Raw genomic sequence first — 17,563 nt, 5'->3', positions numbered from 1 at the left:
TGGCACCGGTCCCGCCACCTGTGTCCGTCGCGTGGTCTATCTCGCGGCGCCGGCGGCGGCCAGCGCCTCGGCCAGGTCGGCGTGCGGCGGGATCGTGGTCGTCACGCCGGTGATCTCCAGGATGCGTCGCACCGCCGACGTCGGCGCGGCGAGGTGCACGTCTCCGCCGAGCGCGCGTGCCTGGTGGAGCGCTCTGATCAGGACGTTCAGACCGGAGGAGTCCATGAAGCCCAGTGCGGAGAGATCGAGGACGAGATGGGCTCGCTTCTGCCGCAGCTGTTCGCTCAGTTCGTCCTGGAGCAGGTGGGCGCTCTCCATGTCGAGCTCACCCGCCAGGGCCAGCACCGCCGTGTCGGCGTCACGGATCGTGACGCCGACGTCCAGGTTGGGTTCTCGCTCGGACATGTTCCCTGCTTTCCAAGGTGGGGACCGGGGGTGGGGGTGGGCGATCGGCGCTCAGGTCACCTGGACACCGATCAGACACGTGTCGTCGTCCGTGTCCGACTTGCTGCGCGACAGCAGCAGATCCAGCCGCCCTTCGAGACTGTCGGCGGGCAGTCGGGCGGTGGCCAGCAGCTGGGCGACGGAATCGTGCACGGAGGTGTCCCGCCGCTCGACGAGACCGTCGGTGTACATCAGGACGGTGTCCTCGGGTTCGAGCCGGAGTTCCGCCTCCTCGTACTCGGCTTCGGCGAGAGCCCCCAGGAGCATTCCCCCGAGCAGCGGCAGGTCGGCCGCCTCGCTCCCCCGGACGAGCACCGGCGGCAGGTGCCCCGCACGGGCCCAGCGCAAGGTGCGGCTCTCGGGGTCGTAGACGCCGCAGACGGCGGTGGCCGTGACCTGGGCCGTGAGATGGTGGGCGACGGTGTTCAGCCAGGTCAGCAGCTGTCCCGGCCCCGCGCCGGTGACGGCGAGACCGCGCAGGGCGTTGCGCAGCACGACCATCCCGGTGGCGGCCTCCACGCCGTGGCCGGCGACGTCACCGACGCACAGCAGCACCTTCTTGGACGGCAGCACGACGGCGTCGTACCAGTCGCCGCCGACCATGGACTCCGACTCGGCCGGGCGGTAGCGCACGGCGACGGCGAGTCCCGGCGCGTCGAGCGGCGGTTTGGCCGGGGGCATGATGGCGTGCTGGAGCTGGAGGGTGAGCCGGTGGCGTTCCGCCGCCTCCTCCTCCGTGGCGACGAGACGGTCGCGGGTGGCCATGAGGGCGACCTCGGTCCAGTGCTGCGCCGAGATGTCCTGGTAGGCGCCCCGGACCGCCTGGAGCTGGTCGTCGGCGCCCAAGGCGGGTTCGGCGATCACCCGGATGTGACGCGTGACCCCGTCCCGGCGCAGGAGCCGGAAGGCCGTCGAGCTCGCCCGCCGCTGGTGCAGGACGGAGTGGAGGAACCGCCGTATGGTGTCCGCCTCGTCGGGATGGGCATGGGCCGCCAGGTCACGCAGGGAGACGGGTGGTTCCTTCTCCTCCCGCCCGAAGAGCTCGAAGAGCTGCCCGTTCCAGGTGATCTCGCCGGTGAGCACGTCCTCCTCGAACGCGCCGACCCGGCCGAGCCGCTGGGCATGCTGGAGGAGGCTGGCGAGGCGCGCCGACTCGTCCTCGATGCGCCAGATGAGGAAGACGCTGCCCCCGTGCCGGCTGATGCTGATGTCGGCGAGCGAGGAGAGCGGCACCTGGTCCACGAGCGCGGTCAGCCGCGTCCGCCGGGACCGGAAGGGCTCGCCCGTGGCGTAGACCCGCTCGATCCTCTCGAAGAGTTCGGTCCCGCCCGCCGTCGCGGGGTACGCCTCCAGGAGCAGCGCCCCGTCGACGGCGCTCCGGGGCCGGCCGGCCGGGTCCTGGAAGCGCGCGTTGGCGTGCCGGATGCGGAAGTCGGCCAGCCTCCCCTCCTCGTCCAGGTGGGGGGTGAGCACGAGGGCGGGGTCGTGGAGCCCGTCGGCGAGTTCGGCCAGTTCCAGCGCCGCGTCCGCGCCGGGGACGAGCAGACCCGTCGGCGCGGCCTGCGGGGGAAGGGCTTCCAAGGTGTGGGCGCAGAGCTCGGCGAGGGCTTCGAGCTGGCGCTCCACGGCCTGGGGCTGCGGGTCCAGGGGGCGGGCCCAGCAGATCTCCAGCACGCCGTGGATGCGGCCGCCGGTCCCGGCGGGGACGACGACCCGGCCGCCGTCGGGGTGGCGTGCGCGTCCGATCGAAGGGATCCCGGCGGCTGCCAGGGAGGGATACCGGACCGTACGGCGGGCGGTGAGCGCCTGCCGGGCGGCGGTGGTCACGCCCGGGGGTACGTGGTGCCAGCGGGCCGCCTCGTCGGAGCCGAAGCCGGCGTGGCCGCGCAGGCTCAGCGAGGCGTCCGGGCCGGTGGTCCAGATCGCGACGGCGACGGCGCCCAGGGGTTCGAGGGCGTGGGCCAGCAGCGACTCCGCGACGGACTGGGTGTCGCCCGCGCTGAGCGCCGCGCTCTCGGCCGTACGCAGGCGTACCCCGACCGAGGCGTCGGACCCGGCGGCCGGGCCGGAAGCACCGTGATCGCCGGGCTCGCCCGCAGCCTCGTCCTCGCCGACGGCCGCCCTGAGGAAGTCGCCGGTGACCTCGGCGACCCGGTCACGGGCCGCCTGGTTGATGATGTCCGCGGCCAGCTCCAGCGGGGAGAGCCCGGCCCGCGCGGCCAGCTCGGCGAGTTGCCGGTCCGCCTGGGCGGGGCCGCACCCCAGGCGCTCGACGAGCACTCCCTTGGCGAGCTCGACCAGGGCACGCCCCTCGGCCGCCGCGTGGGCGGCCCGCACCTCGCCACGCAGCCGTTCCACGGTGGCCGTCAGCCGGCCGACCGTCCCGCGCTCCCGCTCCGTCAGCCGTTCGCCGTCGGTGGGGGCGGGTACGCGGTCGGCCGCCGCGGCCGCGTCCGGCGCGGGAGCACCCGCCCCGAGGGGGACGGCGGACAGGTCTCCGCCACGGCGGTCGGGGCCACTCACGTCGACGGCTCCTCGGGTAGGGCGGCATCGGGGCCGCCGGACGGACGGGGACGGGGCGCGCCGGGAAGACGCGGTGCCCGCCGCGGGGTGCGGTGCGGGCCGGTAAGGGCGCCCACGGGACTAGCCGTCGTTCAGCCAGCGGCCGACGCAGGCGATGAGTTCGTCGGCGTCGACGGGCTTGGTCACGTAGTCACTGGCACCCGCGGCGAGGCTCTTCTCCCGGTCCCCCGGCATGGCCTTGGCGGTGACCGCGATGACGGGCAGGCGCGCGAACTGCGGCATCTCCCTGATCCGCGCGGTCGCCGTGTAGCCGTCCATCTCCGGCATCATCACGTCCATCAGGACCAGGTCGACGGCCGGGTGCGCGAGCAGGGCCTCGATCCCCTTCCGGCCGTTCTCGGCGTGCAGGACCGCGATGCCGTGCAGTTCCAGGATGCCGCTGAGGGCGTAGAGGTTGCGGGCGTCGTCGTCGACCACCAGGACGGTGCGGCCGCGCAGCGTGGTGTCGATGGTCTGCGGTTCAGGGGCCTGGTGTTCCCCCCGGACCAGCGGCACGACGTCGCCGGGCTGCTCGGCGGAGAGGTGCAGGGCGATCCGCTCACGCAGTTCGTCGAGGCTGGACAGGAGTTCCAACGGCCGCCGGCGGGCCAGTTCCTGCAGGGCGCGCTCCTGTTCGGCGGCCATGCGGCGGTTGTTGTGGGCGAGGACGGGGACGGTACGCAGGGCCTCGTCGCCGTCCATGGCGTCCAGGAAGCGCAGGGCGTCGCCGTCCGCCATGTCGACATCGAGCACGACGCAGTGGAACGGCTCGGTGGCCAGCGCGGTGGCCGCCTCCTGGGGGCCGACGACCGCGATCAGTTCGACGTCCTCCCGGTCGGCCCGCCCGCCGTCGGCGGCGAGCTCGGTGACGGCGTTCTCGGCGACGAGCGCGAGGAGCCCGCGCGGGCGCTCCTCGATCACGAGCAGGCGCCGCGCCGGCCGGGCCGACGGCGCGCCGGGCCGCGTGCGGAGGGTGGGCGTGTCGTCCCGGTCCGGCCCTTCGGCCGGAGGGAGCGCTCGGCCGTCCGCCGTCGGGCCGGCGGACGCGGGGTGCTCGGTGAAGTCGGGGCGGGTGACCGGCAGGTAGAGGGTGAAGGTGCTGCCCTCTCCGGGCACGCTGGCGACCGTGAGGGCGCCGCCGAGCAGATAGGCGATCTCGCGGCTGATGGACAGGCCGAGGCCCGTGCCGCCGTACTTGCGGTTGGTCGTCCCGTCGGCCTGCTGGAAGGCGCCGAAGATCGCCTCCAGGTTCTCGCGGGCGATGCCGATGCCGGTGTCGGTGACGCGGAAGGCGACGACCGGGCCGCTCCGGTGGACGGTCGCCGGGAGGGCGTCGTCCGACACGGGTTCGATGCGGAGTTCGACGCTGCCGTGCTCGGTGAACTTGACGGCGTTGGACAGGAGGTTCCGCAGCACCTGCCGGAGCCGCGAGTCGTCGGTGACCAGGTCGACGGGGATGCCCGCGGCGGTGGAGACGGTGAAGGCGAGGCTCTTCTGCGAGGTGAGGGGCCGGAAGGTGGCCTCGACGTAGTCGAGAAGCCGGCGCAGCGGCACGCGCTCCGGGTTGAAGTCCATCTTCCCGGCCTCGACCTTGGACAGGTCGAGGATGTCGTTGATCAGCTGGAGCAGGTCGGATCCGGCCGAGTGGATGATGCCGGCGTACTCCACCTGCTTGGCCGTGAGGTTTCGCGTCGGGTTCTGGGCCAGCAGCTGCGCCAGGATCAACAGGCTGTTCAGCGGGGTGCGCAGTTCGTGGCTCATGTTGGCCAGGAACTCGGACTTGTACTTCGAGGCCAGCGCGAGCTGCTGGGCGCGGTCCTCGATCTCCTGCCGGGCCTGCTCGATCTGGAGGTTCTTGGCCTCGATGTCGCGGTTCTGCGTCGCGAGCAGGGCCGCCTTCTCCTCCAGTTCGGCGTTGGAGCGCTGGAGTTCCTCCTGCTGCACCTGGAGCTCTTCGGTCCGGGAACGCAGTTCGCCGGCCAGCCGCTGGGACTCGTCCAGGAGTTCGTCCGTACGGGCGTTGGCGACGATCGTGCTGAGGTTGACGCCCACCGTCTCCATGAGCTGTTCCAGGAAGTCCCGGTGCACGGAGGTGAAGGGGCTGAAGGACATCAGCTCGATGACGCCGAGGACCTGGTCCTCGACGACGATCGGCAGCACCACCAGGCTGCCGCGGGAGGTGTGGCCGAGACCCGAGGAGATGGTGACGTAGTCGGCGGGGACGTTCTCGGCCGCGATGGTGCGGCGGCTGCGGGCGGCCTGCCCGACGAGCGACTCGCCCAGCCGGAAGCGGTCCTTGCCCCGGTCGCCGGCGGGACGTCCGTAGGAGCCGACGAGTCCCAGCTCGACGCCGTCCGCTCCCTCCTCCGCCAGGTAGAAGGCGCCGTACTGGGCGGCCACGAGCGGGGTCAGTTCGTCCATGACGACTTCGGCGACGACGGCCAGGTCACGGTGGCCCTGCATCAGCGCGGAGATCCGCGCCAGGCTGGACTTCAGCCAGTCCTGTTCCTGGTTGGCCCGGGTGGTCTCCCGCAGCGAGCCGACCATCGCGTTGATGTTGTCCTTGAGCTCGGCCACCTCGCCCGAGGCCTCGACGGTGATCGAGCGGGTCAGGTCGCCCTCGGCGACGGCGCTGGCGACCTCGGCGATCGCGCGCACCTGGCGGGTGAGGTTCCCGGCGAGTTCGTTGACGTTCTCGGTCAGGCGCTTCCAGGTGCCCGAGACGCCCTCCACCTCCGCCTGCCCGCCGAGCCGGCCCTCGCTGCCGACCTCCCGGGCCACGCGGGTCACCTCGGCGGCGAACGAGGACAGCTGGTCGACCATGGTGTTGATGGTCGTCTTCAGCGCCAGGATCTCGCCACGCGCGTCCACGGCGATCTTCTTCGACAGATCGCCGTTGGCGACGGCGGTGGCGACGTGGGCGATCGCCCTCACCTGTGCGGTGAGGTTCCCCGCCATGGAGTTGACCGAGTCCGTCAGATCCCGCCAGGTGCCGGAAGCACCCTTCACGTCGGCCTGACCGCCGAGGATGCCCTCCGTGCCCACGTCCCGCGCCATGCGCGTGACCTCGTCGGCGAAGGAGGAGAGCTGGTCGACCATCGTGTTGATGGTGTTCTTGAGTTCGAGGATCTCTCCCCGCGCGTCCACGTCGATCTTCTGGGAGAGGTCTCCCCTGGCGACGGCGGTGGCCACCTGGGCGATGTCGCGGACCTGGGTGGTGAGGTTGCCGGCCATGGCGTTCACCGAGTCGGTCAGGTCGGCCCAGGAACCGGAGACGCCGGGGACCACGGCCTGCCCGCCCAGCGTTCCTTCCGTGCCGACCTCGCGGGCCACCCGCGTGACCTCGGACGTGAACAGGGAGAGCTGGTCGACCATGCCGTTGAAGACCCTGGAGATCTCGCCCATCAGGCCGTCCGCCTCGTCGGGCAGGCGGGTGCCGAAGTCACCGTCCCGCACCGCCGTGAGGCCGGCCAGGAACTGCCGGAGCTGGGGCTCCGGCACGGCGCCCGGCCCGGGCCGCCCCTCGATCGAGGAGCCCTTGATCGTCATCTCAGACATGCCCATCCTCGTTCGCCGTCAGGCTTCCGCTCACGGGCGGCGAGGACACGATGCCGTGCTTCGCCACCCGCGTTCCCATGACGGCTCCGGCCTCAGACCGTTGCCGTATGGCAATGATGACGACCCTACCCTTCCGTGATCGACAGGAGGAGAGCGGTGCTGCGTCAGGCGGCCGGAACACGTCGTCGGCCGGCCGGCTCGGCGCTCGTCGGCATGCGGTGCCGGGGCCCGGGTACACGACGCGTCGAGCCGGGCGGCCGACGCCCCGCCGACGAGGGGAGCAACACGTGCTCATGGCCCATCCCGTGGTTCTGCGCAGTCTGATCGAACAGTACGAGACGCTCCAGGCGCTCCAGGCCGAGAAAGGCGGCGACGAGGTGCGCCGGCGCATGGACGACCTGGCGTACACCCTGTGCGTCTCCACCGGCACACGCGACGTGGACACGGCGCTGATCGCGGCCCGCCACCGCCTCCCGGGCGCGCGCCCCGAGGACGACTCCGTACTGACCGCCTGAGCACACGGACGAGCCCGGCGCCCTCCTTCCGGAAGGCGCCGGGCTCGCTCATGCCCTACGGGACTCGCCGGGGGCGGGCCGCCTACCAGCGGTACCAACGGCCCGTACCCCCCTTGGGCCGGGCCACGAAGCCCAGCAGCCACAGGACGAGCACGATCACAGCGATCCACCAGAGCGCCTTGATCGCGAAGCCGAAGCCGAAGAGCAGCAGGACGAGAAGGAGAACGAGCAGCAGGGGAATCATACGTATAACCTCCTGAAGTATCGGGTGTCCAGGGACGGATGGACGGGGTGGGTGGCGTGCGCGGGGCGCACGGGGACAGAGTGCAAACGGCGCACGGGGGGGCGGAGTGCACGGGGCGCGCGAGGAGGGAGTGCGCGGCCGACCGGGGAGGCGGGGATCCCGCCTCCCTCAGAACCGGCGTGTGACCACGCTCCCCGACTCGTCTCGCCGGGCCCGCCCGCCGCAAACCTCCTCGCGCGGGACGTCCGCCCCGCGCAGCGCGGCGCTAGAACGGGCCGCCGCCGCGGTAGTACGCCACGAGGTCCTCGCGGTACTGCCGGTCGGCGAGGTGCTTGTCGGAGTGGAACTCGGGTGCCTCCCTGACCTGTTCCTTCGCCAGGCCGAGGTGGACGGTGTGGGCGTCGAGGTCGACGCGGGTCACCGCGCTCGCCGGGATCAGCACCTCCTTGCCGAAGATCCAGACTCCCGTGTCCACGACCAGATAGGCGTCGTCGACCTCGTCGGAGTGTTTGTCCACCTTTCCGATGTGGCCGTCGGCCGCCTCGACCCGCCATCCGGTGAGATCGGTGCCCGCCAGGTGGCCGGACTCGATGCTGTAGGTCCATCCGTGGTCGGTCACTGCTGTGCCACCCTCCATCGGTTCGCGTGAGTCGTGTCCGTCGCTTCTGTACGGGTGAGTGGAGTGCGCCGCCGCGGACGGTGCGGGTCTCCGCACACCTCCGCGCCATGAGCCGCACCGCTCAGAGCAGGCCGCGCCGCTCGTCCTCGGTGGCCGTGGGGGCCACGGGCGGGACGACCAAGCGGCGGCGGCGAAGGACGCTGGTGTAGACGGCGGTTCCGATGATGCCGACCGCCATCAGGATGATCCCGACCAGATCGAGGTCGACTCCTTCGAGCTCCCAGTCGGTGGCGAAGGTGAGGATGGCCCCGCCGGCGATCAGGATGATGAACGCTCCCAGACCCATGGTTGCTCCCTCCATCGGGGTTGGATGACGTCCGCGTACCCGGGCTTCCGTGGTTCACGCCGATCGGCCACACGCTGTGGGCGACCCCGTCCCCGTGTGCGCACGGGGATGTTCACGGCTCGACGGGGCACGCGTCACTTGGAGGACCACGCGCCCGAGCACGGCGCGACACCGGCCGAGGGCCGGCACCTCAAGGCCGAAAATCACCCCCAGGGAGAACCGATGCAGGTCCGTGCGAGGCCCATCCATCCGGATCTCCGGCTGACGGTTCACGACGTCGCCGGCCGTTACCGGCTCGACGGCATGGTGGGACGCGGCGGCGCCGCCGACGTGTACGAGGCGCTGGACCTGCGTCTGCGACGGGCCGTGGCCGTGAAGCTGTTCCGGTCCTCGCCCGCCGGCCGGCCGGAGGCGCAGTGCGAGCAGGAGGGCCGGCTGCTGGCCCGGCTGCGGCACCCCGGCCTGGTGACCCTCTACGACTCCGGCCGCGACCAGGGCCACCCGTACCTGGTGATGGAGCTCGTGCGGGGGACGACCCTGCGCCGGCGCATCGAACGCGCCCCCCTCTCCCCCGCCGAGACCTGCCGCCTCGGGGCGTCCTTGGCCTCGGCGCTCGCCCATGTGCACGCACGCGGTGTCGTCCACCGCGACGTCAAACCGTCGAACATCATCCTGGACGGCGCGGACGCCCCACACCTCGTCGACTTCGGCATAGCCCGCCCCTTCGGCACGGCCGACGGGCCCGCTCCGGCCGATCACGGCGGACTGACGGGCACCGCGTCCTACATGGCTCCGGAACAGGCCCTGGCCCGGCCCACGGGCCCCTCGGCCGACGTGTACAGCCTCGGTCTCGTGCTCCTGGAAGCCCTGAAAGGCGAAGCGGAGTACGGGGGAACGCCGTTGGAGGCCGCGCTCGCGCATCTGGACCGCCCTCCGGTGCTCCCGCAGGGCCTGCCGGCAGAGCTCGCCGGACTCCTCAGGGCGATGACCGCCCAGGCGCCCGAGGTCCGGCCCGACGCCCGGGCCTGTGCCCGGGCCCTGGCCGACCCGCGGGTGCCGGCTCGCCCGGCCCACCACGCGAGCACCGCACGCACCCGCGCCGCCGCCCGGCGCGGCGGGCGGGCCGGCCTCCCCCGGCGCACCCGCGTCGTGGCCGCGGGCCTGGCCGCCCTCGGACTCACGATGCCCGGCGCCTTGGACAGCGTCCCCGCGGGAGGCGGTACGACCGCGGCACGGCCGGCGGGCCACGCGACGCCGGACCACGGCGCGGGACCGGCCCACCGGGCCGGGACGACGGCCCCGGCCCCGCCCGCCCCTGGCACGGACGAGCCGCGCCGTCCCGCCTGACGCCTCTCGGGTGGCCCGGCAGCGGCCCCGTCGGGCAGCCCACCCGGGCCGGTGGCGGCTCGAATTCTCACGGTGTCCGTCTGCCGGACGGTGCTTGGCTGGATGTACGTGGACCGCGCCCCGTGACGGGCGCGGTCGCCGTACGCTCGGGGGCACGCGGCGGTGCAGTGGGATCCGGTGGTCCGGAGGGGCGGGATGCCTTCTACCCAGCGGCTTACCCCTGCCGCGCCCGGCCTCGGCACGTTTCTGCCGACGGCGTGAGGAAGGTGTCAGGGCGGCCTGGCGCCGCGTGGACCGCCCTCGGGTGATTGGCCGGTTCTGGCGGATCCCGGATGAGGTGCCTCCGGTGGATTCTGGAGCTCCGCGCCATTCCGTCGAAACACAGGAGGAATCCATGCCCCTCATGTCCGCGACGCGTACGGACGACATCGTCACCGCCTGGCTCCAGGGCGCCGAAACGGCCTTCGGCTCCGACAATCCGGCCGGCCCGCTCTACGTCGGCGGCGCCGCCGGCGAGGCCGCGCTCACCGACGGCACGGAGGCCCTGCTGACGGGGTGCAGCAGCTGTACGGGTTCGTTGCACAGCTACTGCTGCTGACGAGCCGCCGCACCGCACCGAACGCACCATCCGGGGAGCCCGCCGCGGGTTCCCCGGCCGGGCCGGCCGGGCCTCAGCGTCCGGGCGGCCCGGTGCGCGGCAGACCGCCCCAGCCGTCAGGAGAGGACTCAACATGGTGGAATCCGTGGCAGCGGCCCGCGCGGCCGAAGGGCCGCCCCCCGAAGGGTGGTTCGCGGGTCCGGTCGACACCTTCGCGGAGCCTCTGTTCATGGAGTTGGACCGCCGGTTGCCGCAGATCACCGGGCTGGCCCCCGAGGAGCGCGAGGTGCTGCGCGAGGCGGCACGCGACGCCCTCCGCCGTACCCTCCAGCTTCGGCTCAACCGCGTACTGCTGCTGGAGCTACGGGCCGCCTCCCTGGCCGGCGAGCTGCCGGGCGCCGACCCGTCCGCCCGCTGGGACGCCTTCCTCACGCGCGCCTGCGCCCCGTGCTTCGGCGAGGCCCTGCGGCGACGGTACCCGGCGCTGCATCCGCGGGCCCTCGACTCCGGGCGGCTGCTGATCGACGGGGCCGTGGAGCTGGGGGTCCGGTTCGGCGACGACCGGCGGGCCGTCGCCGGTCTGCTCGGCGCCGATCCGGGTCCGCTGCGCGGCGTGGAACTCGCCCGCGGGGACACCCATCACGGCGGGCGGGCCGTGGCCCGGCTGGTCTTCGAGGACGCCGCCGTCATGTACAAGCCGCGGCCTGTGGCGGTGGACGCCGCCCTCCGTGCCTTCGTCGAAGCCGTCCCCGGCGCCGAGGACCTGGGCGTGCCGAGGGTGGTGGTCCGCGACGGCTACGGCTGGGCCGAGCATGTCGAGCACCGTTACTGCCGGGACGAGGCGGAGCTGGCCCGCTTCTACCGTGGCCTGGGCGGCTGGCTGGCGGTGATGCGCCTGCTCGGCGGAACCGACCTCCACGCCGAGAACCTGGTGGCCGACGGCCCGGTGCCCGTCGTGGTCGACGCCGAGGCCCTGTTCACCCCGGACATCGACGTCGCGCCGAGTGGGCGGGGCGACGCCGTCGACCAGGCCGCCCGGACGATCCGCACCACCGTGCTGCGGACCGGGATCCTTCCGCTGCGCACCGACGGGTACGCCCTGGCCGGGGTGGACCTCTCGGCGGCCGGCGGCCTGCCCGGGCAGCAGCCGCGCATCCGCGTCCCGGTCATCACGGACGGAGGGCGGGACACCGCGCGGCTGGAGGTCGACGAGGTGGACCTGCCGCCGGCGCGCAACCACCCCAGCCCCGAGCCTGTGCTGATCCGCCACTGGGACCGGGTGCTGGCCGGCTTCGACGCGGTCGCCGCAGCCCTGGCCGGGCTCGACGCGACCGGCGAACTCGGCCCGCTCGTAAACAGGTTCGCGGGCTGCCGGGTGCGCCGGATCCGCCGGCCCACCCAGACGTACACGGACATCGGCCGGATGCTCTGGCACCCCGCCTCTCTGCACGACCCCGACGCCGCCCTTGCACGGGCCCGGGACATCCTCCACCGCAACGCCCTCGCCGCCCCGGGCGCGCCCCGCGAACCGGCGGTGATCGACCTGGAGATCGCGGACCTCCTCGTCGGAGACGTCCCCGTGTTCGACACGCGGGTGGACGCGGAGCTGCTGTCCTCCTCCCTGGCGGGGTGGCGGCACGCGGACCTGCCACGCGAGCGGGACACCATTCGCAGCGCGCTGGTCGGTGCCTACCTGAACGAGCGCCGCCTTCCCGGACGGGTACGCACACCCGCCCGCTCCCCGCACGCCAACGACCTGGACCGACGCCGGCGCGCGCTCGCGGCTGAGGCCGTGGGGACGGTCTGCGCGGCCGCCGTACGCGGCACCGACGCCACAGCGACCTGGATCAGTCCCGTACTCACGGACTACGGCTGGGCGATCCGCCCGCTCGGCGCGGACCTCTACACCGGGCAGGGCGGTGTCGCCGTCGCGCTCGCCGCGTACCTGCGGGAGCAGCGCGCCGGACGGGCCGACCAGGTGCACGACGTCGAATCCGTGCTGACCGGCACCCTGGAAGTGCTGGCCGCCACCGAGGACTCGACGCCGACCCGTCAGATCGGCGGGTTCACCGGCATCGCCTCCCAGGTGTGGACCTGGGCCGCGCTGCACCGCCTCCTCGGGACGCCCGGACTGCTGGACCGGGCCCGCGCCAGAGCCGCGCTGCTGACTCCGGCGGTCCTGGCCGAGGACCGGGCACTGGACGTGCTCAGCGGTGCGGCCGGCGTACCGGTCCCACTCCTCGACCTCGCCGAACTCACCGGCGAGGAAAGGTGGTTGGACGTCGCAGCGGAGGCGGGCCGGCAGCTGGAGCGGACGGCGGTCGTGAACGACCGCGGAGCGCGGTGGTCCACTGTCATGTTCCCGGAGGGCATCGGCGGGTTCGCCCATGGCGCCACCGGGGCCGGATGGGCCCTGACCCGGCTCGGTCTCTCCGCGGCCGGGAGTCCGGCCGACCGGGACCGCTGGCAGGAACTCGGCTCCCTGGCACACGACTTCGAGGAGTCGCTGTACGCGCCGGAGGTGGCCGCCTGGGTCGACGCGCGGATCGGAGGGGACGTGGACCACCCCACCGCCTGGTGCCACGGGAGTACGGGCATCGGGCTGGCCGCGATCGACCTCCACGCGCGTACGGGCGATGCCCGGCACCTGCGTACGGCGCTCCGCTCGGGCCCGGCCGGCCTGCGCGAGGGCTTCGGCTGGAGCCACACCCTGTGCCACGGCGACCTCGGCCTGTCGGAACTCCTGCACCGCCTGCGTGCCCTGGACGGCTACGAGGGCCCGTCGGCCGCGCGGGCCGACGGCGAACTGCTCACCGGCATCGAACAGCGGGGCCCGGTCGGCGGTCTCGCCAAGGAGGCGTTCACACCCGGGCTGCTCCCCGGCCTGTCCGGGGTGGTGCACCACCTGCTCGGCATGCACCCGGACGCCCGGCTGGGCTCGCCCCTCCTCCTCGCCCTCCCTGAGGGCCCGGACACCTCTGCTCGTCACCCGTCTTCGGCGTCGAAGTCGTAGGGCGGGATGGTCCATCGCATCGCGATCTCGCCCGATTCATCGGCTTCGAGGGTGAGGCGGACGCTCTTGACGCTGTGATCGCCGGGCATTAGCTTGCGGTCATCATCGACCCACGACGCCCGCGAGGAGGCGACCGGCGGATGGACACCTGCTCCGATCTGACACGCCTCGCCCACACCGCGGCCTGGGTCCCCGGGCGTATCGCCCACGGCTGCTGACGGCGCCGTTCACCGTGCTTTCCCCGGGGCCTCCCCGGGTTCTCCCCCTCTTCGCCCTTCGCCCTTCACCCTTCCGGCACGCCTGCCGCGTGCCGTTCCGCGCCCTCTCCTGTCCTGTGGCGCGTCCGAGCACAGAAAGCTGCCCGACATTGGCGAACATGATCCATCGACCCATCGCGCACTTCATCGGGGGCCCGTCTTGGTAACGGCGCGTATCACTGTCAACGGGGAAGAGGCGCCCCTCGCACCGGCTCCGCCTCACACCACGGTGCTGGACTTCCTGCGCGAGCGCGGACTGACCGGCACCAAGGAGGGCTGTGCCGAGGGCGAGTGCGGCGCCTGTTCGGTGCTGGTGGCCCGACCCGGCGTGAACAAGCCCACCGACTGGGTGGCCGTCAACGCCTGCCTGGTCCCGGTCGCGGCCCTCGACGGCCAGGAGGTCGTCACCTCCGAAGGCCTCGCCACCCCCGGAGCCCCCGGCACCCCGCCCACCCTTCACCCCGTCCAGGAGGAGATGGCGGTCCGCGGCGGATCCCAGTGCGGCTACTGCACGCCGGGGTTCGTCTGCAGCATGGCCGCCGAGTACTACCGGCCCGACCGCCGCGCCCACACCGGCACGGAGAGCGGCGCCGACAAGGGCGCCGACGGTGCCTGCGACGCCGAACACGGCCCGAACGGTTTCGACCTGCACGCGCTGAGCGGCAACCTGTGCCGCTGCACCGGCTACCGGCCGATCCGCGACGCCGCGTTCGCCGTCGGCGCGCCCACCGACGGGGACCCTCTCGCGCAGCGCCGCGAGCAGGCGCCGCCCGCGCCGGTGGCCACCTCGTACGCCCAGAGCGACAGCGTGTTCCTCCGCAAGGAGACCCTGGCCGAGACGCTGCGCCTGCTGCGCGAGCGGCCGGACGCGGTGGTGGTCGCCGGATCGACGGACTGGGGTGTGGAGGTGAACATCCGGTCGCGGCGCGCCCGTTGCGTGGTGGCCGTCGACCGTCTTCCGGAGCTTCGGGAGCTGCGCGTCGGGTCCGATGTCCTGGAGATCGGGGCGGCGCTGACCCTCACCGAGATCGAGCGGCGGCTGGACGGCCGGGTGCCGCTGCTCGCCGAGCTGTTCCCGCAGTTCGCGTCCCGGCTCATCCGCAACGGGGCCACCCTCGGCGGGAACCTGGGCACCGGCTCCCCCATCGGTGACAGCGCGCCGGTGCTCCTCGCGCTCGACGCCTCGCTCGTGCTCGCCGACGCCGACGCGGAGCGCGAGGTGCCCCTCGCCGAGTACTTCACCGGCTACCGACAGAGCGTGCGGCGTCCCGGCGAGCTGATCCGTGCCGTCCGCGTACCGTTGCCGCTGTCGCCGGTCACCGCGTTCCACAAGATCGCCAAGCGGCGTTTCGACGACATCTCCAGCGTGGCGGTCGCCTTCGCGCTCGACGTCGTGGACGGCGTCGTCCGCGAGGCGCGGATCGGGCTGGGCGGCGTCGCCGCCACTCCGATCCGTGCCCTGGCGGCCGAGGCGGCCCTCGTCGGGCGGCCGTGGACCGCGAAGACCGTCGAGGCCGTCGCGCCCGTGCTGCGGGAGGAGGGCACGCCGATGGACGACCACCGGGCCAGTGCCGCCTACCGCTCCGCGATGCTCGGCCAGAGCCTGCTGAAGCTGTACGCGCGAACCACCGAGGCGGTGTCGTCATGAGCCAGTTGTCCGAACGCCCCGACAAGCCCGTCGTCGGCCTCCCGATGCCGCACGAGAGCGCGACCCAGCATGTCACCGGCACGGCCCTCTACACCGACGATCTGGTGCACCGCACCAAGGACGTCCTGCACGCGTATCCGGTGCAGGTCATGCGGGCCCACGGCCGGATCACCGCGCTGCGCACCGCGCCCGCGCTCTCCGTGCCCGGGGTGGTGCGCGTGCTGACCGGCGCCGACGTGCCCGGCGTCAACGACGCCGGGATGAAGCACGACGAGCCCCTCTTCCCCGACGAGGTCATGTTCCACGGGCACGCGGTCGCCTGGGTGCTCGGCGAGACGCTGGAGGCGGCCCGGCTCGGGGCCGCGGCCGTGGAGGTGGAGCTCGACGAACGGCCCTCCCTGATCTCCCTGGCGGAGGCCATCGCCGCGGAGAGCTTCCACGGCGCCCGGCCAGTCATGGAGACCGGTGACGTGGACGCCGGCTTCGCCGACTCGGCGCACGTGTTCACCGGCGACCTGCGGTTCTCCGACCAGGAGCACTTCTACCTGGAGACGCACGCGGCGCTCGCCCACATCGACGAGGCCGGTCAGGTCTTCGTCCAGAGCAGCACCCAGCACCCCTCCGAGACCCAGGAGATCGTCGCGCACGTCCTCGGCCTGCACAGTCACGAGGTGACCGTGCAGTGCCTGCGGATGGGCGGCGGCTTCGGCGGCAAGGAGATGCAGCCGCACGGGTTCGCGGCCGTCGCCGCGCTCGGCGCCCGGCTGACCGGCCGGCCCGTGCGGGTCCGGCTCAACCGCACCCAGGACCTGACGATGTCGGGCAAGCGGCACGGCTTCCACGCCTCGTGGAAGATCGGCTTCGACGCCGAGGGACACATCCAGGCCCTCGACGCGACGCTCACCGCGGACGGCGGCTGGAGCCTGGACCTGTCCGAACCGGTGGTGGCCCGCGCCCTGTGCCACATCGACAACACGTACTGGCTCCCCAACGCCCGCGTCACCGGCCGGATCGCCCGAACCCACAAGGTCTCCAACACGGCCTTCCGCGGCTTCGGCGGACCCCAGGGCATGCTCGTGATCGAGGACATCATGGGCCGGTGCGCGCCGCTGCTCGGCCTGGACCCGACGGAGCTGCGGGAGCGCAACTTCTACCGGCCGGGCCAGTCCACACCGTACGGGCAGCCCGTCGTCCAGCCGGAACGCATCACCGCCGTCTGGGAGCAGGTCAAGGAGAACGGCGGCATCGCGGACCGGCAGCGGGAGATCGCCGCCTTCAACGCCGCACACCCGCACACGAAGCGGGCCCTCGCCCTCACCGCCCTCAAGTTCGGCATCTCCTTCAACCTCACCGCGTTCAACCAGGGCGGCGCGCTGGTGCTGATCTACAAGGACGGCTCCGTCCTGATCAACCACGGCGGCACCGAGATGGGCCAGGGCCTGCACACCAAGATGCTCCAGGTGGCGGCCACCACGCTCGGCATCCCGCCGCACAAGGTGCGCCTCGCCCCGACGCGTACCGACAAGGTGCCCAACACCTCCGCGACCGCCGCCAGCGCGGGAACCGACCTCAACGGCGCGGCGGTGAAGAACGCCTGCGAGCAGTTGCGCGAGCGGCTGCTGCGGGTGGCCGCGACGCGGCTCGGCAGGAACGCCGCGGACGTCCGCATCGTCGAGGGCGTCGCGCGCGGCCTGGGCGGCGACACGGAGCTCGGCTGGGACGAGCTGGTGCGGACCGCCTACCTCCAGCGCGTCCAGCTGTCGGCGGCCGGCTTCTACCGCACCGAAGGGCTGCACTGGAACGCGAAGTCGTTCCACGGCTCCCCCTTCAAGTACTTCGCCCACGGCGCCGCCGCGGCCGAGGTGGAGGTGGACGGCTTCACCGGCGCGTACCGGATCCGGCGGGTGGACATCGTGCACGACGTCGGTGACAGCCTCTCCCCGTTGATCGACATCGGCCAGATCGAGGGCGGCTTCGTGCAGGGCGCGGGCTGGCTCACCCTGGAGGACCTGCGCTGGGACACCGGCGACGGACCGAACCGCGGGCGTCTGCTCACTCAGGCGGCGAGTACGTACAAGCTGCCGAGCTTCTCCGAGATGCCCGAGGAGTTCCACGTCACGCTGCTGCGGAACGCGGCGGAGGAGGGCGCGGTCTACGGCTCCAAGGCGGTGGGCGAGCCCCCGCTGATGCTGGCCTTCTCCGTCCGGGAGGCGCTGCGGCAGGCCGCCGCTGCGTTCGGGCCGGCCGGGATCGGCGTCGAGCTGGCCTCGCCCGCGACGCCGGAGGCGGTGTACTGGGCGGTCCAGACCGCCCGGCGCGGCGCCGAACAGGGTGCGCGGGCGGGCGGGGACGCCCCGAGCGGTGCCGAAGACGGTACGCGGGCGGGCGCGGACGCCCTGCGGGGTGCCTGAC

At 73.1% G+C, this 17,563-nt stretch carries 12 protein-coding genes; 6 read left to right on the top strand and 6 right to left on the bottom strand.

Annotated elements, in window-relative coordinates; genetic code table 11:
* Nucleotides 1-36: 36 nt before the first annotated feature.
* From ACZ3ZE_RS27880 to ACZ3ZE_RS27870, 3 genes are all read right to left on the bottom strand, one after another.
* Nucleotides 37-405 (bottom strand): STAS domain-containing protein, encoded by a 369-nt coding sequence (locus ACZ3ZE_RS27880; RefSeq protein ID WP_442306181.1) that lies wholly within the window; start codon nt 403-405, stop codon nt 37-39.
* Between the two features lie 51 nt (nt 406-456).
* Nucleotides 457-2,967, bottom strand: coding sequence for a SpoIIE family protein phosphatase (locus ACZ3ZE_RS27875; RefSeq protein ID WP_467261182.1), 2,511 nt, complete (start codon nt 2,965-2,967; stop codon nt 457-459).
* Between the two features lie 120 nt (nt 2,968-3,087).
* Entirely contained in the window at nt 3,088-6,564 is a 3,477-nt protein-coding gene (locus ACZ3ZE_RS27870) for a HAMP domain-containing protein (protein ID WP_361630280.1), read from the bottom strand.
* Between the two features lie 287 nt (nt 6,565-6,851).
* On the opposite strand from ACZ3ZE_RS27870, the gene ACZ3ZE_RS27865 reads away from it, so the two are divergent.
* Nucleotides 6,852-7,079, top strand: a complete 228-nt coding sequence (locus tag ACZ3ZE_RS27865) for a DUF5133 domain-containing protein (protein WP_361630277.1) — start codon at nt 6,852-6,854, stop codon at nt 7,077-7,079.
* 82 nt (nt 7,080-7,161) lie between these two features.
* Here ACZ3ZE_RS27865 and ACZ3ZE_RS27860 read toward each other — a convergent pair whose 3' ends face one another.
* From ACZ3ZE_RS27860 to ACZ3ZE_RS27850, 3 genes are all read right to left on the bottom strand, one after another.
* Nucleotides 7,162-7,323 carry a DUF5670 family protein gene (locus ACZ3ZE_RS27860; RefSeq protein ID WP_361630274.1) on the bottom strand — a complete coding sequence of 54 codons (162 nt, stop codon included), beginning with the start codon at nt 7,321-7,323 and terminating at the stop codon, nt 7,162-7,164.
* Nucleotides 7,324-7,588: 265 nt separating this feature from the next.
* A complete protein-coding gene (locus tag ACZ3ZE_RS27855; protein ID WP_467261180.1) occupies nt 7,589-7,942 on the bottom strand; it encodes a PRC-barrel domain containing protein in 354 nt (117 codons plus the stop codon).
* 121 nt (nt 7,943-8,063) lie between these two features.
* Complete coding sequence (locus ACZ3ZE_RS27850) at nt 8,064-8,288, bottom strand: DUF6458 family protein (protein ID WP_361630268.1); 225 nt, start codon at nt 8,286-8,288, stop codon at nt 8,064-8,066.
* A gap of 222 nt (nt 8,289-8,510) precedes the next feature.
* On the opposite strand from ACZ3ZE_RS27850, the gene ACZ3ZE_RS27845 reads away from it, so the two are divergent.
* From ACZ3ZE_RS27845 to xdhB, 5 genes are all read left to right on the top strand, one after another.
* Nucleotides 8,511-9,635, top strand: coding sequence for a serine/threonine-protein kinase (locus tag ACZ3ZE_RS27845; protein ID WP_467261178.1), 1,125 nt, complete (start codon nt 8,511-8,513; stop codon nt 9,633-9,635).
* Between the two features lie 394 nt (nt 9,636-10,029).
* Complete coding sequence (locus ACZ3ZE_RS27840; RefSeq protein WP_361630262.1) at nt 10,030-10,233, top strand: DUF6229 family protein; 204 nt, start codon at nt 10,030-10,032, stop codon at nt 10,231-10,233.
* A 133-nt stretch (nt 10,234-10,366) separates the two neighbouring features.
* Nucleotides 10,367-13,246: a type 2 lanthipeptide synthetase LanM family protein gene (locus tag ACZ3ZE_RS27835; RefSeq protein ID WP_467261176.1), complete on the top strand. Its 2,880-nt coding sequence runs from the start codon at nt 10,367-10,369 to the stop codon at nt 13,244-13,246.
* 417 nt (nt 13,247-13,663) lie between these two features.
* Entirely contained in the window at nt 13,664-15,151 is a 1,488-nt protein-coding gene (locus ACZ3ZE_RS27830; protein WP_467261174.1) for a xanthine dehydrogenase small subunit, read from the top strand.
* Complete coding sequence (gene xdhB, locus ACZ3ZE_RS27825; RefSeq protein ID WP_467261172.1) at nt 15,148-17,562, top strand: xanthine dehydrogenase molybdopterin binding subunit; 2,415 nt, start codon at nt 15,148-15,150, stop codon at nt 17,560-17,562. The genes ACZ3ZE_RS27830 and xdhB overlap by 4 nt, the downstream gene beginning before the upstream one ends.
* Nucleotide 17,563 lies beyond the last annotated feature (1 nt).

It is taken from the genome of Streptomyces sp. NPDC023157 (assembly GCF_055560575.1).
Note: the sequence above shows the minus strand (reverse complement) of the source record. Positions and strands in the feature narration are given on the sequence as shown.

Bases quoted from the DNA above. Each gene is read 5' to 3' on its own strand.
- ACZ3ZE_RS27850 (WP_361630268.1), bottom strand. From the start codon at position 8,288: ATGGGTCTGGGAGCGTTCATCATCCTGATCGCCGGCGGGGCCATCCTC.
- ACZ3ZE_RS27880 (WP_442306181.1), bottom strand. From the start codon at position 405: ATGTCCGAGCGAGAACCCAACCTGGACGTCGGCGTCACGATCCGTGAC.
- ACZ3ZE_RS27870 (WP_361630280.1), bottom strand. From the start codon at position 6,564: ATGTCTGAGATGACGATCAAGGGCTCCTCGATCGAGGGGCGGCCCGGG.
- ACZ3ZE_RS27860 (WP_361630274.1), bottom strand. From the start codon at position 7,323: ATGATTCCCCTGCTGCTCGTTCTCCTTCTCGTCCTGCTGCTCTTCGGC.
- xdhB (WP_467261172.1), top strand. From the start codon at position 15,148: ATGAGCCAGTTGTCCGAACGCCCCGACAAGCCCGTCGTCGGCCTCCCG.
- ACZ3ZE_RS27835 (WP_467261176.1), top strand. From the start codon at position 10,367: ATGGTGGAATCCGTGGCAGCGGCCCGCGCGGCCGAAGGGCCGCCCCCC.
- ACZ3ZE_RS27840 (WP_361630262.1), top strand. From the start codon at position 10,030: ATGCCCCTCATGTCCGCGACGCGTACGGACGACATCGTCACCGCCTGG.
- ACZ3ZE_RS27845 (WP_467261178.1), top strand. From the start codon at position 8,511: ATGCAGGTCCGTGCGAGGCCCATCCATCCGGATCTCCGGCTGACGGTT.